The organism is Micromonospora rhizosphaerae, assembly GCF_900091465.1.
GTDB classification, from domain to species: Bacteria; Actinomycetota; Actinomycetes; order Mycobacteriales; family Micromonosporaceae; genus Micromonospora; species Micromonospora rhizosphaerae.
The window spans coordinates 6,394,790-6,419,455 of sequence record NZ_FMHV01000002.1; the positions used below are offsets into that span (position 1 = coordinate 6,394,790).

Genomic DNA, 24,666 nt, shown 5'->3' on the forward strand with positions numbered 1-24,666 from the left:
GGCTACAGCCCCGACTCGCTGGTCCGTACCATGATCCGCCGGCATTCCTCGCAGCGGACCACCTCGTCCGGGTCGGCCTTGCGGATCCGGGCCAGGTCGGCGCCGGAGAGCTCCAGGCGGCAGCCGCCGCAGCGGGCGGCGGTGAGCAGGGCCGCGCCGAGCCCGGTGTCCTCCCGGATCCGGTTGTAGAGGGTGACCAGGTCGGCTGGGAGGTCGTTGGCGAGCGGCTGGCGGGCGGACCGCTTGAACTCCTCCTCCTTGGCGATCTCGGCGAGGCTCTCGTCCCGGCGCTGCTCGGCCGCCGCCCGCCGGTCGCGCGCCTCGGCCATCCGCCGTTCGATCCCGTCGAGCACGCCCTGCGCGGTCTCCCGCTGCTCCATCAGCTCCAGCTCGGCGTCCTCCAGGTCGCTCTGCCGGCGGTTCAGCGAGACCAGCTCGTGCTGGAGCGCCTCCAGCTCCCGCGCCGGGCCGGTGCCGGCGGCGAGCCGGGCCTCGTCCTTGCTCTTGCGCGCCCGCACCTGCTCGATGTCCTTCTCCTGCCGAGCGATGTCCCGGTCCAGGTCGTCGACGGCCACCTGGGCGCGGACCCGCTCGTCCTCCAGCGCGGAGATCTCCCGGGCCAGGGCCTCGAGCTCGGCCCGCTCCGGCAGCGTCCGGCGCCGGTGGGCGAGCTGGGCGAGGGCGGTGTCGATCGCCTGGAGGTCGAGCAGGCGGCGCTGGACCTGCGGGTCAGCCTTCACAGTACGGCTCCTTGTCGTCCACTCGGGGATGCGGTGGCGTGCACGGTCCACGGATCGGTGTCCAGGTCGGACACCACGGTCTCGACGCCCAGCGCGTCCCGCAGGTGGGCGGCCAGGTCGTCCAACCAGGGTCGTTCGGTCGCCCAGTGGGCGGCGTCCAGCAGGGCGGGACCGCCTGCGGCGAGGTGCTCACCGGCGGGATGGTGGCGCAGGTCGGCGGTGAGGAACGCGTCCACCCCGGCGGCGGTCGCCTCGGCGAGGAAGCTGTCCCCCGACCCGCCGCTGACGGCGAGGATACGAACCATACGCCCGGGATCCCCGGCGGCGCGAACTCCCCACGCGGTGACGGGGAGCACCGCGGCGGCGTGCCGGGTCAGGTCGGCCAGCGTCATCGGAGTGGGCAGCTCGCCGATCCGGCCGATGCCCCGCGACCCGCCGGCGGCCGGGGAGCCGGGCTGCGGGCGGTGCAGCGGGCGCAGCCCGGTCAGCCCGAACCGGGCCGCGAGGGCGTCCGAGACGCCGGGGTCGGCCATGTCGGCGTTGGTGTGGGCGACGTACAGCGCAACGTCCCCCTTGATCAGCTGGTGGACGATCCGCCCCTTGTACGTGGTCGCGGCGACCGACGAGACGCCGCGCAGCAGCAGCGGGTGATGAGCGACGATCATGTCCGCCCCGGCGGCCAGCGCCTCGGCCACCGTCTCCGGCACCACATCGATCACGCAGGCGATCCGGCGTACCGGGGTGGAAGGCTCGCCGAGCACCAGGCCGACCCGGTCCCACTCCTCCGCCCAGGCGGGCGGGTAGCGGCGGTCCAGCGCGGCCACCACGTCGGCCACCGTGGGCGGGGATCCGGTTGTGCTCACGGCGGGCCAGCTTACCGGCGCTGGCCGTGCACCACGGCCTCGACGGTGAAGAGGGGCGGCCGGGGCAACGGAATGCTCACGCCTCAGGCGACGGGGGCGACCGGGTGCAACCGGCCGCGCAGCGCCGCGAGGCCGGCCGCCCACGGGAAGGCGTCCACGTGACGTTCGCCGGTGCCCGGCGGGTGGAGCGGGACGACGTGGTCGCCGAAGATCACGCTCACTCCCCACTCGCGCAGCCGCGCCAGGCTCGCCTGGAACGCCGGGTGCGCGGCCATCGCCGTGTTGGTGTACGGCACCGCGGCGATCGGCAACCCGAGGCCCTGCCCCTCGACCAGCAGCCCCAGGGCGAGGGTGTCGGCGATCCCGAGCGCCCACTTGTTGACGGTGTTGACCGTCGCCGGGCAGACGAGCATGGCGTCGGCCGGGGGCAGCACGTCCGGGTCGCCGGGGTTCTTGTACCTGGTGCGGACCGGGTGACCGGTCTGCCGGGCCAGCGCCGACCGGTCCACGAACTTCGCGCCGTCCGGCGTCGTCACCACGCAGACGTCCCAGCCCTCCTGCTGCGCCAGCTCGACCAGCCGGCCGACGTTGCCGGCCAGCGGCGAACCGCAGGCGATGACGTAGAGCACCGGGCGGCGCCCCTCGCTGGCGTGCGGCCCGTTCATCCGACCGGCACCGCGTTCATACTCCGACTCCCATGTGCTCAGCCAACTCTGCGATTGTCGGAGGCGGCGCACCCCGTGTCCGACGCAGGACGTCCGCCATCACCTCGTGGGCGATCGGCCGGCACCGGATCTCCGACGGCGCGAGCCGGTCGCCGCGCAGCAGCATCTCCCCCGCGTTCGCCACGTCCCCGATCTGCGCGAAGGCCCGGGCGATGTCGAGCAGGTGGTGGGCCCGGCGCTCGGGTAGCAGGGCGTTGAAGGCCGGCTCGGAGATCCGGTGGTGGGTCTCCACCGCCCGCCCGCCGTCGCCCAGCTCGACGGCCGCGGCGGCCCGGTGCAGCTCCACGTTGGTCGGGCCGAAGGAGGTCCAGTAGTGGTTGTGGTCGCCGCCGAGCAGGGTCGCCGCCTCCTGGGCCCCGCTGATCAGGTCGTCCACGGTGGCCGAGTCGCCGATCCGGGCAGCGGCCATCGCGCCCTGGAGCAGCAGCATGCCGTAGACGGAGAGCCGGGCCGGGGAGGCGTCGTTGCCGCCACCGGGGGCGAGCCGGTTGGCGATGTTGACGTTGAGTTCGAGCGCCGGACGGGCCCGGCCCATGGCGACCAGCGCGTTGCAGACCCGGGTGGTGGCGACGCCGGCCAGCAGCTGGTCGTCGGCCCGCTGGGCGACCGCCATCGAGCGGTCGGCGGCCAGCCAGGCCAGGTCGCACTCGCCGAGCTTGCGCAGCGCCGAGGAGGCGATCTGGTAGACCTGCCCGAGCAGGTGGGCCGCCTCCCGGGCCTGGTCGCCGCCGTAGCCGGCGTCCGCAGCCTGGGCGTCGCGCAACAGCTTCGGCAGCGCCCGGGTGAGCATGCCGTAGCGGCCGTACTGGTAGGTCAGCCAGGCGTGGTTGACCGCCTTGCGCAGGTCGGCCAGCGGCGGCGGGTACGGCGCGGCGTCGAAGTAGGCGCTCATCGAGTCGTACCGCTCCAGGGCCGCCCGGATCTCCTCCACCTCAACCTGGTCTATGCAGTTCAGCGCGTCGGTACGCCGCTCCGGGTCCTTGCCGAGCAGCAGCTGCACGTCGACCTGGAGGATGTCGGCGATCTCGTAGACGACGGAGAACTTGTCCAGCCGGCGGACCCCCCGCTCCACCTTGTCCACCCAGCTCTTGGACTTGCCCAGCCGGTCGGCGAAGACCTGCTGGGACATCTTCCGTCGGCCGCGCCAGTAGGCCACCCGGCGGCCTATGGGTAACTCGTCCATCTCCGCGCGCCCCTCCCCCTGCCAACCTCCGGCTGAACTCGCGCTCCGCGACCACAGTGGTCCCTGGATCCTCAGGTTTGTCCTGATCGCACAGTCTGTACGTCGGCCGTGCGGCCGGTCCTCGTAGTTTTCGTGCAAGTTGCATCAGCCGTTTCGTCAACTCAACGACGATGGGTTACGGCAGTGACGGCGTTCGACGTGCGACCGGGCCACCGTCCACTCAGGGCGAGAGGAGATGACACACATGTGGGGGAATGTCGGACCGCGCGTCGCCCACCTGTCGTCCCTGGAGCGGGTCCGGCTGCGCCGGGTCGCGGTGCGCTACGCCGCGCACGGTTGGGAGGTAACGCCCGGCGCGTGCCTGGCCAACAACCGATTCGTCTGCGGCCGGGCCGGCTGCCCGACGATCGGCTGCCACCCCGCGCTGGAAGACTGGGAGGAGGCGGCGAGCGCCGATCCGGCGCGGGTGGCCACCTGGTGGCGCAGCCGTCCGCACGCGGTGCTGCTCCCCACCGGGCGGGCCTTCGACGTGCTGGAGGTTTCGGCCGATCTCGGCCGGCGCATGCTGGACGGCGTCGCGACCCATCCCGCCGGCCTAGGGGTTCGCGGGCCGGTCCTGGTCACCCCCACCGGGCGATGGATGTTCCTGGTCCGTCCCGGCGACCCGCTCCGGCCCGAACTGGAGCAGTGCTTCCACGTGGTCCGCCACGGTCCGGGTTCGTGGATCGCGGCGCCGCCGACCCGGCTGGCCGAGGGGACGGTGCGTTGGGCGGTCGCGCCGGAGCAGGTCCGTTGGCAGCTTCCCGATTCCTACCTGGCGCAGAACGCGCTCATCCGCGCGTTACGGACGGGCGGGGTCACGGTCGCCTCCGACCTGCTCCCCGGCCAACTGCCGCTGCCCCGCCGTGGTTTCTGACCCGACGCCTCCGGCGACAGCGTCCCCACCGGTGCCGGACTCGTTGAACCGGTGACGGCGCGCCCGGCGCCACGAGCGGGGGTTGACAATGTCCACGGACGACGCGGCACACCACACCGGCGGCACCGGACCCTCCGGGCACCACCGCCGCCCCCGCCGCTGGGCCGCCACCCGCCCCCTGGGCACCCGCCCCGGCCGCCCCCGCCCACCGGGCTCCCGCCCCGCCACCACCCACCGCCCCCTCCGCTGACCCCCTGGGCCCGCGCCCGCCCCCGCCCACCCGCTTGCACCCGGTGATCATGAAGTTACTGCCACGACACGCCGTGCGGCGGGCAACAACCTCATGATCACCGGGGCAGGGACACGGCGGGGCCAGGGGCCGGACCGGGTCAGTCCGCGAGGGGGAGGCGGGTGGAGTGCAGGAGGCGGGCGTCGTCGGTGACGATCGCGTGGAGGTGGTCCGGGAGGCGGTCCAGCCAGCCGATGCCGGCCGAGCCCATCGCCACGGCCGTGGTGGCGTACGCGTCCGCCAGGCCGAGGTCGGCGCCGACGACGGTGACGGCACGCAGGCCCCGGGCCGGGGCGCCACGACGCGGGTCGACCACGTGGTGGCCGCGCTCGTAGACGCCGGACGTGGCCACCGCCAGGTCGGTGCCGGCGAGCACCAGACAGGTCGCGGTCGGGTCCCACGGGTGCCGGATGCCGATCCGCCAGGGCTGGCCCGAGGCGGAGTGGCCGCGTACCCGGACGTCGCCGCCAGCGTTGAGGCAGTGGTTGGCCGCCCCGGCGGCGAGCAGTCGGTCGGAGGCAACCTGCGCCGACCACCCCTTCACGTAGCCGGATGGGTCCAGGCGGCCGGTGGCGTACGCGTCGAAGAATCCGTCGGTCGCGCCCCAGAGGTCGGCGCAGCGCTCCAGCACGGCCCGCAGGTCGGCCGACGCCTCGGAGAACGGCAGCTCGCCCCGGTCGAACCGGCACACCTCGCTGTCCTCCCGGTAGGTGCTGAACCGGGCGTCGACCTCGCGGAGCCAGCCGAAGGTCTCCTCGGCCAGCTCGTGCAGCGTCGCGACGGGCAGGTCGTCGGCCAGGTCCAGGCTGATCGCCGTGCCCATGACGTGCTCGACCCGGCGCAGGCCGGGCCGGACGCGGGGCGCCGTCACCTCGGTCACCCCCTCAGGCCCTGTCGATCGCGGCCTGCAGCGACTGCTTGTACGAGTTACTCGTGTAGGTCGCCCCGGAGACGGTGTCGAGGTTGGCGTTCTGCCGCCGCACCACCTGTCCGGAGGTGCCGCTGTACGCGGCGTCGACCTTGTCGCTGCGCAGGGACGACTGCGCCGTCTCCCGCGGCAGCTCAAGGGCGACCGCGTTGACGATCCGGGTGCCGGAGAGGGTGATCTGCACCTGGACGTCGCCGTACTTGTTGGACACCACCGGCCCGGTCACTTTGCGGATGGTCGTCTTCGGCGCGGCCGTGGTGGCCTGCGGCGGGGCGGTGGTGGCCCTGGCGCCGGTGCTGGTCCGGGCGTTGGGCGTCCGGCTGGGACTCGCGCCGGGGTACGGATACCCGGCCGACGCCGCCGGGTCCGGGGTGGCCCCGGGCGCGGCGGACGACCCCGGCACGACGGACGCCTGGTCCGCGGGGAGGTCCTGGGCGACCTGGCTGGTGCCCGGGGCGCCCTTGAGGACCACCAGAGCGGTGGTGCCAGCGGCCAGACCGGTGATCGCGAGGACGGCGCGACGCATGCGAGGAGTGCCCTTCTACAGCTCGAACGTGGCCAGGTGGATCTGCCGGCGGGAGACGCCGGCCCGGCGCAGCACCCGGACCGCCTCCTCGACCAGGCCCGCGGGGCCGCAGAGGTAGACGTCGCGATGGGTCAGGTCGGGCACCAGCCGGCGCAGTCCCTCGGGGCTCATCACCTGGCGCGGGCCGGGGTCGTGCCGGGAGCCGATGACGTACCAGATCGACGTCCGCCGGGCCTGGGCCAGCCAGTCCAGCTCGGGGTGCATCAGCACGTCGGCCGGGGTGCGGGCACGGTAGATCAGCGCGGCACCGGGCGGCAGCTCCTCGAGCATCGCCCGCAGCGGGGCGATGCCGCTCCCCCCGGCGATCAGCAGGGCCCGTTGCCGGGTGCGGTGCGCCGCGGTGAACGTGCCCGACGGGCCCTCCGCCCAGACCCGGGTGCCGGGGTCGAGGTCCCGAAGCTCGGCCGTGTGCGAGCCGACCACCTTCACCGTCAGGCGCAGCCAGCGGCCGTTCCCAACGGCGGAGAGCGAGAACGGGTGGGACTGCCACCAGCAGCCGGGGTTGAGGAAGCGCCAGCGGAAGTACTGGCCGCCGAGCATGTCGATCTGGTTGAGCCGGCGACCGGTCAGGTAGATGGAGATGGTGTCCGGGCTCTCCGCCACCACGTCGGCCACCCGCAGCCGGTGCCGCAGGTTGAAGCGCAGCGGGGCGACCACCCGACCCCAGATCAGCGCGGCGAGCACCAGCAGGTACGCGGCGATCCAGCCGGTACGGACGGGACCGGGCTCGAAGAGCTGCGCGCCGTTGCTGAACTGATGGCCGAAGCCGAGCAGCAGGGCCGCGTAGCTGGTCAGGTGCAGGTGATACCAGAGCTCGTAGGGCATGCGGGTGCGGATCGCCCGGACGGCGGTGAGGCCGACCGCCACCATGACGCCGGCGGCCACGAAGGCGGAGACCATGTCCTCGTAGTCGCGCAGCAGCACGCCGACCTCACCGAGGATCGACTTCTCCTCCAGGTCGGCGTAGGCGACCACGATCAGCGCGAGGTGGGCGAGCACCGCGACGAGCAGGGTGGCCCCGAGGTCGCGGTGCAGGCGGGAGAGACGCTCCCCGCCCACCCAGCGTTCCAGCGCGCCGAGCCGGCTCATCATCAGCACCTGGACCAGCAGCAGGTAGCCGGCGATCAGGCCGGTGATCCGGCCGGCCGCGGTGAGGGTCTCGGCGGTGCCGGTGAGCGAGCCGGCCGGGGTGTCCAGCCACCAGGGCAGCACGGCGGCCACCAGGCCGAGCCAGAACAGGACCGACAGGGCCCGCCGGCCGCCAGGCCCGCGGCGCGGCACAGCCGGCGGCGCGGGTGTGGGGGCAGCCGAACGACCGCCGTACGGGGACGAGGTCGCAGTACGGCGGTTGGTGGCGTAAATGTCCTGATATTTCACTCGTGCAATTTCATGAGGGTGTGTGCCTGCCGGGGAAACATCTTGTCAAACTCCGTGGGTCGTAAGTCCGAAACGCCCCTGCGCCACGGACCCGTCGACGTCGAACATGTTGTGTACCCGGGTACGTCTTCGCTGTCCAGATCGTTCAAGCCGGGCCAGCGGCGGAGCAACGACCAGCGAGCGTAGACACCGCCCCCGACGTACCCTTTCGGCCGCCGTGGCGCTGGTGCCGTGCACCGGAACAGGAAAACCTAAGGCGTGGATAAGCCGGACCTGAGGTCGTCCGACCGGAAGATCCCCAGCCTCTTCGCCGCCGCCGCGCATGTCCGCACCAGGGCCAAAGTCAGCGGCGGCACGAGCGCGTGACCGGCCTCCGTTGCGGGTATGCCGACGGACCGCTGAAGCCGTGAGGGGAAGGCACCGCCATGCTCAGCAAAGAGGATCAGCGCAGGTTTGAGCAGATCACCCGTCAGCTGAGGGAGAGCGACCCGCAGTTCTTCGCCCGGCTCGACCAACGGGCCCGGGCGCGCCGTGGCCGGTACCTGATGCTGTTGACGATCGTGCTGTGGGCCTCACTGCCGGCGATGACCGTGCTGGCCGGACGGCTGGCCGGCGCGATCTGCGCCGTGGTGCTGCTGGCCAACGCCGGACTCATGTGGCGGTTCCGGCGCCGATGGCTATGACTCCGCCGGCCGCGACCGCTCGCGTCGCGGTGACTCCGCCGGCCGCGACCGCTCGCGTCGCGGTGACTCCGCCGAACGCGACCGCTCGCGTCGCGGTGAGTCCCCCGAACGCGACGGCTCGCGTTGCGGTGAGTCGGCCGGCGGTCGCGGGCGGCCGAACTCCCGGTACGCCCGGCGCAGCCGTTCGGTCAGGCCGGGACCGCCGATGGCCGGCCCCGGCGGGCCGAGCTGACGCAGCAGCAGCTCCGGTCCGATCGCCAGGGTGGGCGGCCGGTCGGGCAGCGGCACCGGCGACACCCAGAACCGGTCCACCGCCTCGGCCAACGGAACCGCGGGCAGGGTGCCGAGCACCCGCGCCGCACCAGCGGGGGCCGAAAGCTCCACCGTGGACGCGGCGCCCGCCGGCCCGGGCGGGGTGATCGAGTGCGGAGTCCGCCCGTCGGCACGCTCTCCGCCCCGGTCGACCGGCGCTCCCGTCCCGCCGGACGGGGTCGCGGCGGCCCGCAGGGTGCGCAGTCGGTCGAGCAGCTCGGCCCGGCTGCGGCCACGCCAGTGCAGGAGCTGGAACGGGTCGGCGTCGAACGCCTCGGCGAGCAGGTAGAAGGTGGCGGCCAGGTGCTTGCACGGGACCGCGAAGTCCGGGCAGCCGCACCGCTGGGTCAGCTCGTCCACATCGGCCGGGAAGAGCGGCGCGCCCGTCCCGGCGAAGAGCTCCTCCAGCTCGGCCGGGAGGTCGCCGGCGAGCAGCCGGGCGCTGAAGAAGGCCTGCGCGGCCAGGTCCGCCTCGATCCGCCCCCACAGCTCGGCCGGGAACGCGGCCAGCTCGATCCGCACCGGGTACGGGTCGGGCCGGGAGCCCTGCACTGCGGCGGTGACCACCCCGGGGGCGATGTCCAGGTGGAGCACCTGGCCCCGGCGCGCGTACGCGCGTCCCCGGGTGAGCCGGGTGCCCAGGGCAAAGGACTCCAGCACCTCCAGGAAGCGCCGGGACCACCAGGACTGTCCGATCGCGCCCCGGGTACTGCGCGCCCGCAGCCCGCCCTCCACCCGGCGCGGCGGCCCGAAGTCGGAGAACCGGCCACCGCCCGGGCTATCGTCGGTGCTGCTCATTCCACCACCGCCCCCGCCTCCAGGGCGAACAGCTCGCGCAACGCGTCGGTGGAGAGCTCGGTCACCCACTGCTCGCCGCTGCCCACCACCCGCTGCGCGAGGCTCCGCTTCTCGGCGATCATCGCGGCCACCTTCTCCTCGACCGTGCCGGCGCAGACGAACTTGCGTACCTGCACGCGGCGGTGCTGGCCGATCCGGAACGCCCGGTCCGTGGCCTGGTCCTCGACCGCCGGGTTCCACCACCGGTCCACATGCACCACGTGGTTCGCCGCGGTCAGGGTGAGCCCGGTGCCACCGGCCTTGAGCGAGAGGACGAAGAGCGGCGGGCCGTCCGGGGACTGGAACCGGGTCACCATGGCGTCCCGGTCGGCCTTGCCGACCCCGCCGTGCAGGAAGAGCACCTCCCGGCCGAACCGGGCCGACAGGTGCCCGCGCAGCATGCCGCCGAACTCGGCGTACTGGGTGAAGAGCAGGGCCTTCTCCCCCGCGGCCAGCACCTCGTCGACGATCTCCTCCAGCCGCTCCAGCTTCCCGGAGCGGCCGGGCAGGGCCGAGCCGTCCCGCAGCAGGTGCGCCGGGTGGTTGCAGACCTGCTTGAGCCGGGTCATGGTGGCCAGCACGAGGCCCCGGCGCTCCATCCCGTCGCTGGACTCGATCTTCGCCATCATGTCGTCGACCACCGCCCGGTAGAGCGCGGCCTGCTCGGCGGTGAGGTTGCAGAGCACCTCCATCTCCAGCTTCTCGGGCAGGTCCGAGATGATCGACGCGTCGGTCTTGAGCCGGCGCAGCACGAACGGGCCGGTGATCCGGCGCAGCCGCCCGGCCACCTCGGCGTCGCCGTGCCGCTCGATCGGCTCGGCGAACTTCTTCCGGAACGTCGGTGCCGGGCCGAGCAGCCCCGGGTTGGCGAACTGCATGATCGACCAGAGGTCGGCGAGCCGGTTCTCCACCGGCGTACCGGTGATCGCGACCCGGTGCCGCGCGGGCAGCGACCGGACCGCCTCGGCCTGCCGGGTGGAGGCGTTCTTGATCGCCTGCGCCTCATCCACCACCACCCGGTGCCAGTCGATCCCGGCCAGCGCGACCGCGTCCCGGGCGGCCACCGAGTAGGTGGTGAGGACCAGGTCCGCGGCGTGCGCGGCCGCGACGAACCCCTCCCCCCGCACCCGCTCGGCCCCGTGATGCACGTGTACGCGCAACCCGGGCGTGAACCGCGCGGCCTCCCGCTGCCAGTTGCCGACCAGCGACATCGGACAGACCAGCAGGGTCGGCCCGGCCTCCGGCGGGTCGCCGGCCAGCAGGGCGAGCAGCTGCACCGTCTTGCCCAGCCCCATGTCGTCGGCGAGGATCCCGCCCAGCCCGAGCGACTGGAGGAAGGCCAGCCAGGCCAGTCCCCGCCGCTGGTACGGCCGCAGCCGGCCGTGGAACCCCGGCGGCGGGTCGGCCGGCGTGAGCCGCCGTTCCGCCTGTCCGGCGAGCAGCTCGCCGAGCGCCCCGTCGGCCGTCACCTCCAGCACCGGCAGCTCGTCCGGCCGGTCGGCCTCGGCCAGGCCCAACCGGAGCAGGTCGGCCACGGTCAGCTCGCCGGCCGAGCGGAGCAGCCGCAGGCCGGCGGCGAGCCGCGTCGGGTCCAGCTCGACCCAGCGTCCGCGCAGCCGGACCAGCGGGGACTTCAGCTCCGCCAGGGAGGCCAGCTCCTCGGCCGTCAGCGGCTGGTCGCCGAGGGCGACCTCCCACCGGTAGTCGACCAGGGCGTCCAGCCCCAGCCCACCGGAGGCGGCGGCGACGGCGCCCGGGGCGGTCCGGCTACGCGCCCGCAGCCGGGCACCCAGCCGCGACGACGGCCGCCGCCACCAGGACGGCAGCAGCACCCCGAAGCCGGCCGCGTGCAGCACCGGCGCGCCCTCCCGCAGGAACCGGTGCGCCCCCTCCGCGTCCAGCTCCATCCCCTCCGGCGTGGCGGCCCGCAGCGCGCCGTCCAGCTCCGGCCAGAGCCGGCTGGCCCGGCCCAGCTCGGCGAGCAGGGTCTCCTGCGGGGTGTCGAGGCGGTCGGCGAGCGCGGGCACCGCCTCCGGCTCGCGCCACACCTGCCCGGCGTCGACCAGCAGCCCCGGCTCGTCGGCCGGTTGCAGCCCGAACTCGACCCGCCAGGAGCCCCCCTCGACCAGCTCGGCGACCGGGTCGACGGCCGGCTCGACGAGGCGGAAGCTGCCCCGTACCGCGCCGCCGGCGGCGTCGCGCTGCCAGGCGTCCAGCTCGGCCCGGAGGGTGTCCAGCGCGGCCGGGTCGGCGCTGAACTCGCGCCGCTGGCCGGTCAGCGCGGCCAGCCAGGCCGGCACCGGCCCGCCGGGGCGCATGCCCCGGGACAGCGCGGTCTCCGCGAGGGCGGCCCGGGCGGCGGCGTCGGTCAGCGTGTCCAGGGCGTCGGCGACCAGCTCACCTGGGCCGGCCTCGCCGTCCGGCGCGGATGCGGCGCGGGCGGCCGGGGGCAGGGCGAGGGCCAGCGACCGCGCCCAGGCGGCGTCAGTCCCGGTGAGCAGCGGCCGCCAGACGGCCCGGGCAGCGGAAGGGAGGGGCCCCTGGTTGACGCCTGCGGTTGTCCAGGGGGCCCCTCCTATCAGCTGGTGGTGGTCGGCCGGCGGGACGGGTCGCGGTTCGGCCAGCCCGGGCAGGACCCGGCCGCGGGCGACCAGGTCGGCGGCGAAGTCGGCCAGTTCGGCGAGGTGTCGCAGGGTCGCCCCGGGCACGGCAGCGCCGTCGCCGAGGTCGCGCAGCAGGGCGAACGCGTCGTCCGGGGCGTACCCGAGGGCGGGGACCCGCCAGCCCGCGAGGGTGACCGGACCACGGACCGGCTCCGCCTCGGCGGTCCGGACCAGCTCCGGTGAGTCGACCGGCGAGCCGGCCCGGGTGGGGAGGGTGAGCAGGACGGACCCGGCCTCCGCCGGGACGTCGCCGAGCGCGCCGGCCAGCGTGGCGTGGTCGGCGGCGAACGGATGCGGCCGCTCCTTCGGGGCCCGGCCGGGCCGGCGCGGTGCCCTCGCCGGCAGCGTCGTCTCCTCGGCCCAGACGGCGAGCCCGACGCCGGACAGCCACACCCCGTGGATGACCAGCACGCACTCCCCCTCATTGACGCCCCGAGCAAGGATAGGCGGCCGGGCTGGGCTACGGTCTGCGCCGTGTTCGATCTGCTCGTGATCGGCGGACTCGGGGTCGACCTGCGCGTCCAGGTGCCCGAACTACCGCTGCCGGCCGCCGATTCGCTCACCGTGTCCCCGATCGAGCTGCGGATCGGCAACACCGGCGCGGGGGTGGCGCTGGCCGCGCAGGCGCTGGGCCTGCGGGTGGCGGTGGTGGACGTGCTGGGCGCCGACCCGGCCGGGGACGTGGTCCGGGCGGCCCTGGCCCGCACCTCGGTGCACGCCGTGCTCGCCGAGGACCCGGCCGGCACCCGGCGGTCGGTGAACCTGGTCGACCCGAGCGGGCGACGGATGTCCCTCTACGACCCGCGGCCTCGGCAGGGCCCGGCGCCGTTCGCCCCGGCCGAGCTGGCCGCCCTGGTCCGGGACGCCGCGCACGTGCACCTGTCGATCATGGACTGGACGCTGGACCTGCTGCCGACGCTGCGCGCCGGACTGGCCGACGGCGCCGCGCTCTCCACCGACCTGCACGACTGGGACGGGGACAACCCCTACCACCGCCCCTTCGCCGAGCTGGCCGACCTGGTCTTCGTCAGCGGGGTACGGCTCGGCGACCGGGCGGCGTCGCTCGCCGCCGCGCTGGCGCCCCGGACGGTGGTGGTGACCGGCGGGGAGGCGGGCGCGACGCTGCACACCCCGGACGATCCGCCGGTGCGGGTGCCCGCCGCGGCCCCGCCCGGCGCGGTGGTCGACACCAACGGCGCCGGCGACGCCTTCGTCGCGGGCCTGGTCGCCGCCCGGCTGCGCGGCGCCACGCTGACCGACGCAGCCAGGTACGCCGCCCGGGTCGCCGCGGCGGCCTGCGCCCACGACGGGATGGAGTATCCGCCCGGTCTCCTGCCCCGCCACTGAGCTTGGCAACTGCGCGGCCGCTGCCCCGCTATCCGCTGCGCCGCAGCGCCCTCCGGGGCAGGATGGGCGCATGGCATCCACGTTGCAGATCCCCCTGGTGGGCGGCGACGCCGACGGCGAGACCGTGACCGTCGAGCTGGACAGCCACGGCCGCCCGCCGCTGACCCACCATCACCTCGGCCGGCGCGGGCTGGCCGAGGCGCAGATCTACGAGCTGGAGTCCCGGGACCACGAGGGCCGGGCGTGGATCTACACCTGGCGCGGCCCGGCGGTCTGACCGCAGGGCTCAGGCCGCCTTCGCCTGGGTCAGGCTCCGCGACCGGATGCTCTCCAGCACCCCTCGAGTGACCTGGGAGGTGCCGCGGGCCTGCTCGCACACCTCGGCCACCCGCTGGGCGGTGGCATCCGCCCGGGCCTCCCAGTCGTCCCACAGCTGGTCCACCTCGGCCAGCAGCGGTCCCTCCACCTCCCGTTCCACGCCGCGCAGCGCCGGCACGCCGAGCCGCTGGGCCAGGTCGAAGACCTTCCCGGCGTACGGCAGGGGCAGGAAGGGAATGCCCACCATGGCGGCGAAGATCAGGAAGTGCAGCCGCATGCCGACCGCGAGATCGAGGTGTCGCATCATGCCGAGGATCTGGCGGGGCGAATAGTCGCCGTGCAGGATCCGGCCCCGATGAGACGCGGTCATGTGCGACATCACGCCGTGCGAGTGCCGGATGTCGTCGCGTTCCATCGGGACGAAGAGCACGTACGCGTCGATCCGGTGCACCAGGAAGTCCCCGATCTGGGCGAGCAGTCGGTGGTAGCCGTCGACGTCGAGGCGTTCCGCGGCCCGGCCGGGCTCGCGGACGCTCAGCCCGACCAGCCGCTTGCCCACCGGCACGCCCTCCTCACGCAACCAGCTCGCCGGGAAGTCCTCCGGCTCCAGCAGGAACGCCGGATCGGCGGTGACGGTGACCGGGTTCAGCAGGCCGGCCTCCTCGAGGACCATCTGGGACTCCTGGTCCCGCACGGTCACCTCGGTGGCGCGGGCCAGGGTCTCCCGGACCATGCCGGTGTCCACCCCGTCGCTGAGCGGCCCGACCCCCACCGCGTACGTGAGCAACGGCAGGCCGCGCTCCTGGGCGACCCGGACCACCCGCAGGTAGCGCCGGGCCTCCCGGTCGTAGAGGATGCCGCCGCCGCCCAGGATCAGCAGGTCCAGCTCGCCCAGGATCATCGACGAGTCAGCCCGACTGACGCCCTCCCAGGGCACCGCCTCCACGTCGGGGTGGGCCAGCGCGGTGTGCGCGGGATTGCGCGAGAAGACGATGATCCGGGCGTTCGGCTCGAGGTGTCGCAGGTCGGACAGGAGGCCGGTGAGGATGGCCTCATCGCCGAGGTTGCGACCCCCGTACGAGCCGAGCACACCGAGCGTCAGTGCGGCGTCCGTCATCCGTCGCTCCTCCCCAGGGGCGTCGACGGGCGGATTCCCGCTGCGCCGCTCGGCATACGTGGACGGGTTACCCCCCGGGCGCACCGCCCAGACGGGGACACCAGGGCCGAGACCACCTGGTCAACGTCGAACCCTGCGTCGACGGACGTGGTGAGCAGGTCGAAGAGGAGGCCGTCGACCGCGTAGTGGAGCAGGGCAGTCGGGGCGGTGCTACGCCGGGGGTACGCCGACGACGTGGCGTTCCACGTGGCGGCCGGGCTGCCCGGCGGCGCCTTCGAGGTGGTTCGACCCCGCACCGCTTCACCCTGGTCGACACGCGCCCGTTCGACAGTGGACTGGTGATCCGGCGCTACGCCGCGACGACCGGGTAGTCTGCCTGCCCCCGGCGCCGCGGCGGGCGCCGGGCTGGCCTTCCAGACCGGCGACCAGGTCGTCGTCGCCGGCATCGACGGGGTCCGGCTCTCCTCCTTCGATGTGCCGGTCGACAGCGCGCTGGCCGGCAAGGGCGCCTGGCTGCCGGACGGCGGGTTGACCCTGGTCAGCAGGCAGCCGGAGAGCACCCGCTGGCGGCTGCGCCGAGTCGATTCGGTCAGCGGCCGGGACCTCGGCCCGCTGGAGCTGCCCACCGTCAAGGACGTCACCGCCGTACGGCTGCTCGGCTGGGGCCCGGACGGCTCCGCGCTGGTGGTCGCCTACCAGCCGGAGCCGCGCTCACCGACGCGCTTCGACCAGCCGCTTGGGATGGATCAGCGAACGGCGTACGGGAACGTGCGGACCGTGCGGGTGCTGGCCCTCACGCCGGGCGCCGCCGCGCCCACCACCGTGCTCACCGCCCCTGACCAAGTGCTCGGGGTGGACGTGTCGGACGACGTGGTGCACGCCGGACGGGTCCGTGACGCGGATCCGCCGTGGGGCGTCGGCGGCCGGTTCTGGTGGTGGACCGGCCTGGGCTGCCTGGTGCTGCTCGGCCTGGCCGCGGTCCGGCGTGCGCGGGCCAGCCGGCCGTTCAGGCCGGCGTACGAGCCTCGTGGGTGAGGAACGGCAGCACCGCCTCGGGCAGCGCCGGTGAGCTGGTGATGTCGTAGTGGGTCAGCCCGGGCAGGACGGCCAGCCGGGCCGCCGGCCGGTTGGCGCCGTCCCAGCCGGCGTCCCGGTGACCGCCACCGAGCAGCCCGAAGAACTCCGCCATGTGGCTGACCGGGATCGAGTCGGCGTCGGCGAAGACCAGCATGACCGGCATGGCGAGCGCGGCCACCTCCTCGGACCAGTCGTAGTCGCGGCGGAGCAGGTCGCCGGTCTTGACCCAGAGCTGCGGCCAGTCCTGGGGGCGCGGGGCGACGCGGGTGTAGAGCTCGTGCGGCGGCGTGCCGCGCATCTGCTCGGCGACCCGCTCGTCCTGCGCCGCCATCGCCGCCAGCACCTCCGGGTACCAGCCCTGACGCCGAAACGGCGCGGAGACCAGCACCAGCCGGCGCACCAGCCCGGGGTGCTGGATCGCGGTCCGCAGCGCGACGCCGCCACCGAGCGAGTAGCCGAGCAGGTCCGCCTCGGCCAGCCCGAGGTGCCGGATCAGCGCGGCGACGTCGTCGGCCATCGACTCGAAGCGCAGCGGCCGGTCCACGTCGGCCGTCCGCCCGTGGCCCTGCAGGTCGACCGCGATCACCTGCCGGCGTTCGGCCAGGGCGGGCAGGATCGGGGCGAACATCTCCACCGCGCCGTACCCGCCGTGCAGCAGCACCAGCGGGCGGCCGGAGCCGTGGCTCTCGTGGTAGATCCTTACTCCGTTGACGTCCGCGTAGCTCACGCTGGTATCCCTCCGTCGACTCCGGACAGCTTCGCGCACCCACGGTCCACCGCCGGGCGCTCCAGACGTGAAACGCCGACGGCCGGTCGTACTCATGGGTCCCCTGCACACGGCAACGCGCGCCGGTCCGGCGGCGGGCGCTCGCCCTGCCGCCCGGGCCGCAGAGTCATCCCGGGACAGCTCGGCTGCGGTGCGGACGCCCGGATACGACGCACCCCCGCTGCCGTCGGGCCGGAGGCAGCGGGGGTGCGTCGGTGTCGGTCAGCTGACGCCGGTGACGGCCTTGACCAGGTTGATGCCGAAGTAGAGCACGAACGCCGCCGAGACGGCCCACATCAGCGGGTGGATCTGCCGCGCCTTGCCCTGCGCCACCTTGATCGCCACCCAGCTGACGAAGCCCGCGCCGATGCCGTTGGTGATCGAGTACGTGAACGGCATGAGGGTCATGGTCAGGAACGCGGGGACCGCGACGCCGACGTCCGAGAAGTCGATCTCCCGGACCTGTCGGATCATCAGCGCGCCGACGACCACCAGCGCGGGACCGGCGGCCTCGCTGGGCACCAGGGACACCAGCGGGGTGAGCAGCAGAGCGCCGAGGAAGAGCACGCCGGTCACCACGCTGGTCAGACCCGTACGACCACCGTCCGCGATACCGGAGGACGACTCGACGTAGGTGGTCGCCGAGGAGGCGCTGCCGGCACCACCGGCCACCGCGGCCACACCGTCGACGAAGAGCACCTTGCCCAGCCGGGGCATGTCGGTTCCGTCCGAGGTGGTGAGTCCGGCCTGCTTGGCCAGGCCGACGGTCGTCCCCATCACGTCGAAGAAGTCGGCGAGCACGAGGGTGAACACCAGTAGCACGGCGGTCATCACGCCGACGTGCGCGAACGCGCTGAACGACACGTGGCCGAGCAGGTGCAGGTCGGGCGCCTTGACCAGCGGGTCCGGCAGGCTCGGCACGTTGAGCTGCCAGCCGGTCGGGTTCGGCTTGCCGTCGATGAACGCCGGACCCGGCCTGGTCAGCGTGTTGACGATCACCGCGACAACCGTGGTGGCGACGATGCCGATCAGGATGCCGGCCCTCACCTTGCGGGCGACCAGGATGCCGGTGACCAGCAGGCCGACCAGGAAGACGACGGTGGTCCAGCCGCGAAGCGTGCCGTCACCGCCGAGCTGCACCGGCACGGTCGTGCCGGCGGCGTCCGGCACCCGGCGGACCAGGCCGCCGTCGACGAAGCCGATCAGCGCGATGAACAGGCCGATGCCGGCGGCGATGGCAGCCTTCAGCTCGGCGGGGATGGCCCGGAAGACGGCCTTCCGGAAGCCGGTCAGCACCAGCACGGTGATGACCAGACCCTCGATCACGACCAGGCCCATCGCCTCCGCCCAGGTCATCTGGGAGGCGACGGCGTACGCGACGAAGGCGTTGAGGCCGAGGCCGGTCGCCACCGCGAAGGGCACCCGGCCGACGATCCCCATCAGGATGGTCATCACCGCCGCGACGAGGGCGGTGACGCCGGCGACCGGCGCGATGCCGAGCAGGTTGCCGTCCTTGTCCGGGGCGGTACCGATGATCAGCGGGTTGAGCACCACGATGTAGGCCATCGTCGCGAAGGTGGTGACGCCGGCGAGCACCTCGCGCTTGACGGTGGACCCCCGGCGGGTGATCTCGAAGAAGCGGTCGAGGCGGCCGCGCTCGGCGGGTGCCGCCTGCTCGACCGGGGCAGCAGGCTCCTGCGTAGTCACGCTCATGGCGTGGCTGACTCCGTTCCGGGTTGGCCCGCCGGACGTACCGGTCGGGCGGTGGGGGTGCAGTCGTCCCGATTCGGTTGGCCCGGAGAACGTCGGGACGGCTGGGCTTCACGGGTCCCGTGAAGCACTACGAAGCCGCTCCCGGTCCGGGAACGACTTCGCGCGACCACCTTAACCGCCGACCAACCCCCGATAACCTGCGCGGACGGGCCCACCGGGGGTGATATTGGCAACGTCGCGGCCCGCTCAGCCGCCTCATGTCGATGGACGGCCGGCGGCGGAGCGGCGTCGGCCTGGCGGGACGGGCGGCTGACTGGCGCGAGCGGAACCGGCCGGGATGGTCACCCGTGGACGACCGCCGGCTCCGGGGGCGGCGTCGGTTCGGGGTGTCGGGCGTTGCGCAGTGGGGACAACGCGGCGGCCGTCGCGGCGACCGCCATGCCGGCGACGCCGATCCAGATCGCCGGCCGATAGCCGATGTACTGGGCCAGCAGCCCGCCGACCGGGGCGCCGACGGTCAGCATTCCCCAGTTGAGGGAGCGGATGGTCGCATTCATCCGGCCCTGGAGCCGGTCGGGTGTGACGGCCTGCCGGTAGCCCATCTCGTTGGGTCCGCTGACACCCAGTACGAGCCAGATGAGGAACTGGGCAACACCCACCATGACCCAGCCCGCGGTCCCGGTCACCGCGAGGGCCACCAACGTCCAGCCGAGCGGCTCGACCACCCGCTCCACGACGATGGCGCGGCCGGCTCCCCACCGACCCGCAACGTGGGACAGCGAGGTGCCGACCACCGCGCCGACGCCGCCGACGGCCAGCACCACGCCGAGCCCGAACGCCGCCCGGTCCGGGGGAAGTCCGGGGTCGAGGCCCCGCACGACAAAGAGGGTGAACACGGTGGATGCCACACTGGCGAACAGGAACCGGGCGTGCAGCGTGACGGCGTACGGAGCCAGCACCGGGTGCCGGTACACCCAGGCCAACCCCTCGCGCAGTTCCCGGCCGAGGTCGCGGCGACCGGGGTGCGGCACCGGCTCGTTCCGCCGGATGGTCGCCAGCAGCAGGCCGGAGAGCAGGTAGGACACCGCGTCCACGACCATCGCCGCGGGTGCGCCCACCGCCGCGACCAGCGACCCACCGAGGAACGGGCCGGTGGTCTGCGCCAGCGACGCGCTCTGCTCCATCCGGGCGTTGGCCCGGGTGAGCGCCGCCGTTGGCACGAGTCCGGGCAGATAGGACTGGTGTGCGGCCTCGTAGAGCAACGACATCACGCCGAAGACGGCGACGAGGAGCATCAGGGCGGGGACGGTCAGCATCCCGGTCAGGGCGAGCGACGCGATGAGGGCCAGCAGGACCGCACGGGCCAGATCGGTCACCACCAGAATCGGGCGTCGTCGGTACCGGTCGGCCATCACCCCGGCGAGCAGCCCGAACAGCAGGTAGGGCGCCCAGCGGGCGCCGTTGATGAGCCCGACCTCGGCATCGGTGGCCCGCAGGGTCGCGATGGCGACGATCGGCAGCGCCACCGTGGTGACGTACGTCCCGAAGGCGGAGACGGTGTCGGCCGCCCAGAAGCGCGCGTACCCCGGATGTCCGAACACCCCCGCCATGGTTCGCGAGACTAGTCGAGGTGGGCCAGGTCGAGGTCGGCCAGTCGCTTGGGGTCGGAGAGCACGTCGATGGCGACGATCTTCCCGTGCGCGACCGCGAAGCCCATGACCGACAGGGCGCGGCCGCCCGCAGCGACCACGACTCCGGCGGCCCCGTTGACCAGCGCCGGTCGTACGAACGGAGCGAGCCGCGTGAAGGTGAGCGCCTGTCCGGCCACGGCCCGTGCGCCGTGAATCACCACGGTGGGGCGGCCGCGGGCCGCACCGCCGTCGGCCCGTAGCACGACGTCGGGGTCGAGCACGGCGACGAGCGCGTCGAAGTCGCCGTCGCGGGCGGCGGCGAAGAACGCATCGACAACTTCCCGCTGCTGTCGGAGATCAGGGTCGGGAGCCGGGGCCCGCCCCTGCACCCGGCGACGAGCGCGGCTCGCGAGCTGTCTGGCCGCGGCCGGGGACCGCTCGATCATCGGCGCGATCTCCTCGAACGGCACGGCGAACATGTCGTGCAGGACGAAGGCGAGCCGCTCGGCCGGCGTCAGCGTCTCGAGCACCACCAGCAGCGCCAGCCCCACCGAGTCCGCCAGCAACGCCTCCCGCTCGGGATCGTCCTGGTCCTCGTTGCTGATGATCGGGTCGGGCATGTGCACGCCGAGCGGCTCCTCGAGCCGCGACTGGCGCGCTCGCAGCACGTTCAGGCACACCCGTGCCACCACGGTGGTCAGCCACCCCGCGAGGTTCTCGACGCTGCCGGTGTCGGCGCGGCTGACCCGCAGCCAGGCTTCCTGCACGGCGTCATCCGCCTCGCTGAGCGAGCCGAGCATCCGGTAGGCCACCGCTCGCAGGCGGGTCCGGTGCTCCTCGAAACGCTCGGCCAGCCACTCGCGCTCGTCCATCGGGTCACATTCCTTCGTCGGGGGGTGTCATAGCAGTAGACCCGCAAAACGCGGCGGGTGTGACCGGGAGATCGACTCCCGGACAGAGGAATTGGAGATGGCCGTGGCCTCACCCTTTCTGGTTACCGGCGGCACGGGCACGCTCGGGCGCCTCGTCGTGCCACTCCTGCGGGATTCCGGCTGTCAGGTGCGGGTGCTCAGTCGGCGTGGCCACGAGTCCCGGGACGGCGTGGAGTTCATGATCGGCGATCTGGCCACCGGCGAGGGGCTCGACGCCGCGGTGGACGGGGTCGAGACCATCGTGCACTGCGCGGGCAGTTCCAGGGGCGACGAGGACAAGGCCCGCAATCTGGTGCGGGCGGCATCGCGGGCCGGTGACCCCCATCTGGTGTACATCTCGGTCGTCGGCGCCGACCGGACTCCGGTCGTGAGCGGCCTCGACCGCGCCATGTTCGGCTACTTCGCGTCCAAGCGGGCCGCGGAGGAGATCGTGGCTGACTCGGGACTGCCGTGGACCACCCTGCGCGCCACCCAGTTCCACGACCTGGTGCTGATGGTGGTCACGCAGATGGCGAAGCTGCCGGTGATACCGGTCCTGGCCGGCGTCCGGTTCCAACCGGTCGACGCCGGCGAGGTGGCGGCCCGGATGGTCGAGCTGTCGCTCGGCAAGCCGGCCGGCCTCGTCCCCGACATCGCCGGGCCGCGGGTGTACCGGATGGACGAACTGGTCCGCGGCTACCTTCGGGCCATTCATCGGCGCCGGCTGATCATGCCGGTCAGGCTTCCGGGCAAAGGCGCCCGCGCCCTCCGGGCCGGTGCCAACCTCGCCCCCGAACCGGCCGTCGGCCACCGCACCTGGGAAGACTTCCTGGCCGATCGGCTGCCTTCAGGCCGGTGAGAATCGGACCAGAGCAGCCGACGTGGACGCAGCGGACTACGACGCCCTGGTCATACCCCGCTTCTTCCCCGAAGGACGATGACGCAGCTGGCACGGTCCGTGACCCCTGACCTGTGGCCAGCAGTTCGTGGCGGCCGTATGCCAACGACAAGCTGGTGTTCTACCCCGGCTGGAACCGATGGTTACCCGGACAGTCAGTAATCACCGGCGGGGAACTTTGCCGGGAGATGCCGCAGAGGTGGTCACGGCGGTGGTATTAAGTGCCGAGGGCATCAGGGGGGCGACGTGAGGATTCGGGCTCCGCTGCTGCGACAGCGTGACGAACCGCTCAGTGCGTCCTTCCTGGAACTGTTCTTCGATCTGGCATTCGTGTTGGCGTTGAGGCAGCTGTCAGGGGTCCTGCTGTCCGACATGACCGTCGCCGGAGCGTTGAACACCATCCTTCTCCTGTTGCCTCTGTGGTGGGTCTGGGTGGTGACCACCTGGTTCTCCGACTGGTATGCACGCACCAACCGCAGGGTGCGGGCTCTGCTGATCGGCTCGACCCTGGGCGTGATCTTGATGAGCGCCGCCGTCCCGTGCGTTGAGGAGGGACAGGCGGTTCTCTTCGCCGGCGCCTACGTCGCCGTTCACGTCAGCCGGAGCGGTTTCGCGGCGCTGGCACTGCGGGGGCATCCGCTGCGCAGGCGCCCCTTGAGATTCTTCGTCTGGTTCAGCACGTCTGGGGTCCTGTGGCTGGTGGGGGCATTCTGGGCGGCGGTGCGAATACCGACGTGGGCGGCGGCCTTCGCACTCGACTATTCCGGGCCGCTACTGGGATGGCGGGCGCCAGGGCTTGGCCGGGCGGGGCCGGAGGAACTGCAACTGCGAGGGGGTCATCTCACCGAGCGGTACCAGCAGATTTTCATCATCGCTCTCGGCGAGCTCCTGTTCTCCGCCGGTCTGGTCTACTCCCGTACCGACAAGGATCTCCTCCACTCCGCTGCGTTTCTGGTGGTCTTCGCTGCCACGGTGCTGATCGGGTTGTCGTACGTCACTCCGGCGGGAACGTATCTCGGCGCCGCCATCGAGAAGCGTGGTCTGTCCCGGTTCGGCACGCTGACTGCCGACCTGCATCTCGTCATGATCGCCGGCGTCCTGGCCTCCTCCGCCGCCGCTGAAGCTGTCATCGCGCATCCGACTGAACGGGGATTCGGCGCAGCCATCGCCATCACGGTCGCCGGCCCCGCTCTGTTTCTCACCGGTCGGTTAATACTGTCCGCCACCATCTACCGCCGGCTGTCCTGGCCCCGCCTGATCGGCCTGCTCGCCATACTCGTCGCCGCCGTCACCGCCCATTGGTTGCCGCTGATCGGCGTCAGCGTGACAACGACCGGAGTGCTTCTCGTGGTGGCCGTCGTCGAGAACCGGCCCACCCAGCCGCATCCGACCGGCAGCTAGTGCAGACGGCGCAGTGAACCCGGACGCACTGCCGGGGGATCGTGCCGATGGGTGCAGCTCCGGCTCCGCCCACCGGCCGCCACCTCCCTGCGATGGGGGGAACTCTCAAGGCGGGGATAGCCCAGGAGGGTCACTCATGGGTCTCCGGACGATGTCGGGGCGCACCAGGCGATGGCGCAGATCCGGGCTCGGATCTGCGCCATCGGTCCTGTCGGTGCGCCCCGCCCCGCTACAGGCTTACGAGGATTCCCCACTGCTGCAGTCCGCAGGTCACTGCACGGTAATGCGCAGCGTTCTATTCGCCCGCGCGTGACTGCTGCTGTTCGCGGAACTGCTCGACCGGCAGGCCGCCCCGTCCCCAGTTCTCGGTGTCGAGCTCGTCGATCACCACGAAGGTCGAGTCCAACGGCTTGTTCAGGACGTCGCGCAGCAGCTGGCTCACCCCTTTGATGAGTGCCGCCTTCTCTGCGGCGGTCGCCGCGGACGCGCCGGGCGTGCTGCCCTCGCGGGTGATCTGGATCGTGACGATCGGCATCGTAGTGGTCCTGTCTCCGGTTTGCGGTGGGGTCAGTGACCGGCGTTCTGGCCGCCGTCGACGTGCAGGATCTCGCCGGTGACGAAGGGCGCGGACTCGAGGTAGACGACGGCGTCGACGATGTCGCTGGTCTCGCCCATCCGGCCGACCGGGTGCAGCCCGCCGTACGTGTCGTGGAACTCGACCGGGTGCATCGGGGTCTTGATGATGCCGGGCGCGACGGCGTTGACCCGGACTCCTCGGCCCGCGTACTCGATGGCCAGGGACTTCGTGGCGGAGCTGAGGCCACCCTTGGTCAACGACGCGAGCACGGACGGCACGTTGGAGTTGGGCTGGTCCACGAGGCTGGTGGTGATGTTGACGACGTGTCCCCCGCCGACGGCGAGCAGGTGCGGCAGGACACGCCGGGTGAGGTGGAAGAAGCCGGCGAGGTTGACCCCGGTGAGCAGGTCGAAATCCTCATCGGTGTAGTCGGTGAACGGCTTGGCGATGAAGGCCCCGGCGTTGTTCACGAGGGTGTCGATACGGCCGAAACGGTCCAACGCGGCGGCGATCACCCGATCCGCCGTGTCGGCGTCGGCAATGTCGCCCCGAACGGTGACGATCTCCGGATCGTTGGCCTCACCGATCGAGCGTGAGGTCGCCACGACGCCGTACCCGAGCTTGCGGTACGCGTCCACGAGGCCGGCCCCGATGCCCTGAGACGCACCGGTGATCACGGCGACCTTCTGTCCCTGACTGCTCATGACGTTCCTCTTCCTGACTGGCCGGAGCCCTTGTTGGCCCGGGCCCTGATGACCAGTAGACGACTGGTCGACAAAAAGCTAGCCGACCGGTCGTGTATCGTCAA

Annotated in this window: 22 protein-coding genes and 3 pseudogenes; 8 read left to right on the top strand and 17 right to left on the bottom strand. The window is 72.9% G+C overall.

Going from position 1 to position 24,666, the window contains the following annotated elements; genetic code table 11:
* Nucleotides 1–2: 2 nt before the first annotated feature.
* The 4 genes and pseudogenes from GA0070624_RS30060 to GA0070624_RS30075 form a co-directional block, all read right to left on the bottom strand.
* Complete coding sequence (locus tag GA0070624_RS30060) at nucleotides 3–740, bottom strand: zinc ribbon domain-containing protein (RefSeq protein WP_091346487.1); 738 nt, start codon at nucleotides 738–740, stop codon at nucleotides 3–5.
* Nucleotides 730–1,567, bottom strand: a pseudogene (locus GA0070624_RS30065) (Nif3-like dinuclear metal center hexameric protein). Before GA0070624_RS30065 ends, GA0070624_RS30060 begins: the two are co-directional and overlap by 11 nt.
* 119 nt (nucleotides 1,568–1,686) lie before the next feature.
* Nucleotides 1,687–2,268, bottom strand: a complete 582-nt coding sequence (locus tag GA0070624_RS30070; protein ID WP_091346489.1) for a flavoprotein — start codon at nucleotides 2,266–2,268, stop codon at nucleotides 1,687–1,689.
* Nucleotides 2,269–2,284: 16 nt separating this feature from the next.
* Nucleotides 2,285–3,511, bottom strand: coding sequence for a helix-turn-helix domain-containing protein (locus GA0070624_RS30075; protein ID WP_091346491.1), 1,227 nt, complete (start codon nucleotides 3,509–3,511; stop codon nucleotides 2,285–2,287).
* Nucleotides 3,512–3,746: 235 nt separating this feature from the next.
* Here GA0070624_RS30075 and GA0070624_RS30080 point away from each other — a divergent pair, with 235 nt between their 5' ends.
* Nucleotides 3,747–4,427 carry a bifunctional DNA primase/polymerase gene (locus GA0070624_RS30080; protein WP_176731931.1) on the top strand — a complete coding sequence of 227 codons (681 nt, stop codon included), beginning with the start codon at nucleotides 3,747–3,749 and terminating at the stop codon, nucleotides 4,425–4,427.
* 88 nt (nucleotides 4,428–4,515) lie between these two features.
* Nucleotides 4,516–4,677, top strand: coding sequence for a hypothetical protein (locus tag GA0070624_RS35105; protein ID WP_176731932.1), 162 nt, complete (start codon nucleotides 4,516–4,518; stop codon nucleotides 4,675–4,677).
* A gap of 139 nt (nucleotides 4,678–4,816) precedes the next feature.
* On the opposite strand, the gene GA0070624_RS30090 is transcribed toward GA0070624_RS35105, so the two are convergent.
* From GA0070624_RS30090 to GA0070624_RS30100, 3 genes are all read right to left on the bottom strand, one after another.
* Entirely contained in the window at nucleotides 4,817–5,539 is a 723-nt protein-coding gene (locus GA0070624_RS30090; protein WP_091350139.1) for an FAD:protein FMN transferase, read from the bottom strand.
* Nucleotides 5,540–5,600: 61 nt separating this feature from the next.
* Entirely contained in the window at nucleotides 5,601–6,170 is a 570-nt protein-coding gene (locus tag GA0070624_RS30095) for an FMN-binding protein (protein WP_091346496.1), read from the bottom strand.
* A gap of 15 nt (nucleotides 6,171–6,185) precedes the next feature.
* A complete protein-coding gene (locus GA0070624_RS30100; RefSeq protein ID WP_091346498.1) occupies nucleotides 6,186–7,607 on the bottom strand; it encodes a ferredoxin reductase family protein in 1,422 nt (473 codons plus the stop codon).
* 425 nt (nucleotides 7,608–8,032) lie between these two features.
* Between GA0070624_RS30100 and GA0070624_RS30105 the strand changes: the two genes are divergently transcribed.
* Nucleotides 8,033–8,290: a DUF3040 domain-containing protein gene (locus GA0070624_RS30105; RefSeq protein WP_091346500.1), complete on the top strand. Its 258-nt coding sequence runs from the start codon at nucleotides 8,033–8,035 to the stop codon at nucleotides 8,288–8,290.
* Here the strand turns inward: GA0070624_RS30105 and GA0070624_RS30110 are convergent.
* The 3 genes and pseudogenes from GA0070624_RS30110 to GA0070624_RS37055 all read right to left on the bottom strand — a co-directional run.
* Nucleotides 8,285–9,400 (bottom strand): SWIM zinc finger family protein, encoded by a 1,116-nt coding sequence (locus GA0070624_RS30110; RefSeq protein ID WP_091346503.1) that lies wholly within the window; start codon nucleotides 9,398–9,400, stop codon nucleotides 8,285–8,287. The genes GA0070624_RS30105 and GA0070624_RS30110 overlap by 6 nt on opposite strands.
* Nucleotides 9,397–11,967, bottom strand: a pseudogene (locus GA0070624_RS30115) (DEAD/DEAH box helicase); the annotation flags it as partial. The gene GA0070624_RS30110 and the pseudogene GA0070624_RS30115, both read right to left, overlap by 4 nt.
* A gap of 93 nt (nucleotides 11,968–12,060) precedes the next feature.
* Nucleotides 12,061–12,513, bottom strand: a pseudogene (locus GA0070624_RS37055) (ATP-dependent helicase); the annotation flags it as partial.
* A gap of 63 nt (nucleotides 12,514–12,576) precedes the next feature.
* On the opposite strand from GA0070624_RS37055, the gene GA0070624_RS30120 reads away from it, so the two are divergent.
* Both GA0070624_RS30120 and GA0070624_RS30125 read left to right on the top strand, forming a co-directional pair.
* A complete protein-coding gene (locus GA0070624_RS30120) occupies nucleotides 12,577–13,449 on the top strand; it encodes a carbohydrate kinase family protein (protein WP_091346507.1) in 873 nt (290 codons plus the stop codon).
* A gap of 70 nt (nucleotides 13,450–13,519) precedes the next feature.
* Nucleotides 13,520–13,726 (top strand): hypothetical protein, encoded by a 207-nt coding sequence (locus GA0070624_RS30125; RefSeq protein WP_091346509.1) that lies wholly within the window; start codon nucleotides 13,520–13,522, stop codon nucleotides 13,724–13,726.
* Nucleotides 13,727–13,735: 9 nt separating this feature from the next.
* Here the strand turns inward: GA0070624_RS30125 and GA0070624_RS30130 are convergent, their stop codons facing one another.
* Nucleotides 13,736–14,884 (bottom strand): polysaccharide pyruvyl transferase family protein, encoded by a 1,149-nt coding sequence (locus tag GA0070624_RS30130; RefSeq protein ID WP_091346512.1) that lies wholly within the window; start codon nucleotides 14,882–14,884, stop codon nucleotides 13,736–13,738.
* 474 nt (nucleotides 14,885–15,358) lie between these two features.
* Here GA0070624_RS30130 and GA0070624_RS30140 point away from each other — a divergent pair, with 474 nt between their 5' ends.
* Complete coding sequence (locus GA0070624_RS30140) at nucleotides 15,359–15,919, top strand: hypothetical protein (protein WP_091346514.1); 561 nt, start codon at nucleotides 15,359–15,361, stop codon at nucleotides 15,917–15,919.
* On the opposite strand, the gene GA0070624_RS30145 is transcribed toward GA0070624_RS30140, so the two are convergent.
* The 4 genes from GA0070624_RS30145 to sigJ all read right to left on the bottom strand — a co-directional run bounded on the left by GA0070624_RS30145 (nucleotide 15,891) and on the right by sigJ (nucleotide 20,943).
* Nucleotides 15,891–16,688, bottom strand: coding sequence for an alpha/beta fold hydrolase (locus GA0070624_RS30145; protein ID WP_091346516.1), 798 nt, complete (start codon nucleotides 16,686–16,688; stop codon nucleotides 15,891–15,893). The two genes, GA0070624_RS30140 and GA0070624_RS30145, sit on opposite strands and share 29 nt — an antisense overlap.
* A 261-nt stretch (nucleotides 16,689–16,949) precedes the next feature.
* Nucleotides 16,950–18,440: an NCS2 family permease gene (locus GA0070624_RS30150; protein WP_091346519.1), complete on the bottom strand. Its 1,491-nt coding sequence runs from the start codon at nucleotides 18,438–18,440 to the stop codon at nucleotides 16,950–16,952.
* 341 nt (nucleotides 18,441–18,781) lie between these two features.
* A complete protein-coding gene (locus GA0070624_RS30155; protein WP_091346521.1) occupies nucleotides 18,782–20,050 on the bottom strand; it encodes an MFS transporter in 1,269 nt (422 codons plus the stop codon).
* An 11-nt stretch (nucleotides 20,051–20,061) separates the two neighbouring features.
* A complete protein-coding gene (gene sigJ, locus GA0070624_RS30160; protein ID WP_091346523.1) occupies nucleotides 20,062–20,943 on the bottom strand; it encodes an RNA polymerase sigma factor SigJ in 882 nt (293 codons plus the stop codon).
* Nucleotides 20,944–21,046: 103 nt separating this feature from the next.
* Between sigJ and GA0070624_RS30165 the strand changes: the two genes are divergently transcribed.
* Complete coding sequence (locus GA0070624_RS30165; RefSeq protein WP_091350143.1) at nucleotides 21,047–21,841, top strand: SDR family oxidoreductase; 795 nt, start codon at nucleotides 21,047–21,049, stop codon at nucleotides 21,839–21,841.
* Nucleotides 21,842–22,126: 285 nt separating this feature from the next.
* Nucleotides 22,127–23,281, top strand: coding sequence for a low temperature requirement protein A (locus GA0070624_RS30170; RefSeq protein WP_176731933.1), 1,155 nt, complete (start codon nucleotides 22,127–22,129; stop codon nucleotides 23,279–23,281).
* A 295-nt stretch (nucleotides 23,282–23,576) separates the two neighbouring features.
* Here GA0070624_RS30170 and GA0070624_RS30175 read toward each other — a convergent pair whose 3' ends face one another.
* Entirely contained in the window at nucleotides 23,577–23,816 is a 240-nt protein-coding gene (locus GA0070624_RS30175; protein ID WP_091346528.1) for a tautomerase family protein, read from the bottom strand.
* Between the two features lie 32 nt (nucleotides 23,817–23,848).
* Nucleotides 23,849–24,562, bottom strand: coding sequence for an SDR family NAD(P)-dependent oxidoreductase (locus GA0070624_RS30180; RefSeq protein ID WP_091346530.1), 714 nt, complete (start codon nucleotides 24,560–24,562; stop codon nucleotides 23,849–23,851).
* Nucleotides 24,563–24,666 lie beyond the last annotated feature (104 nt).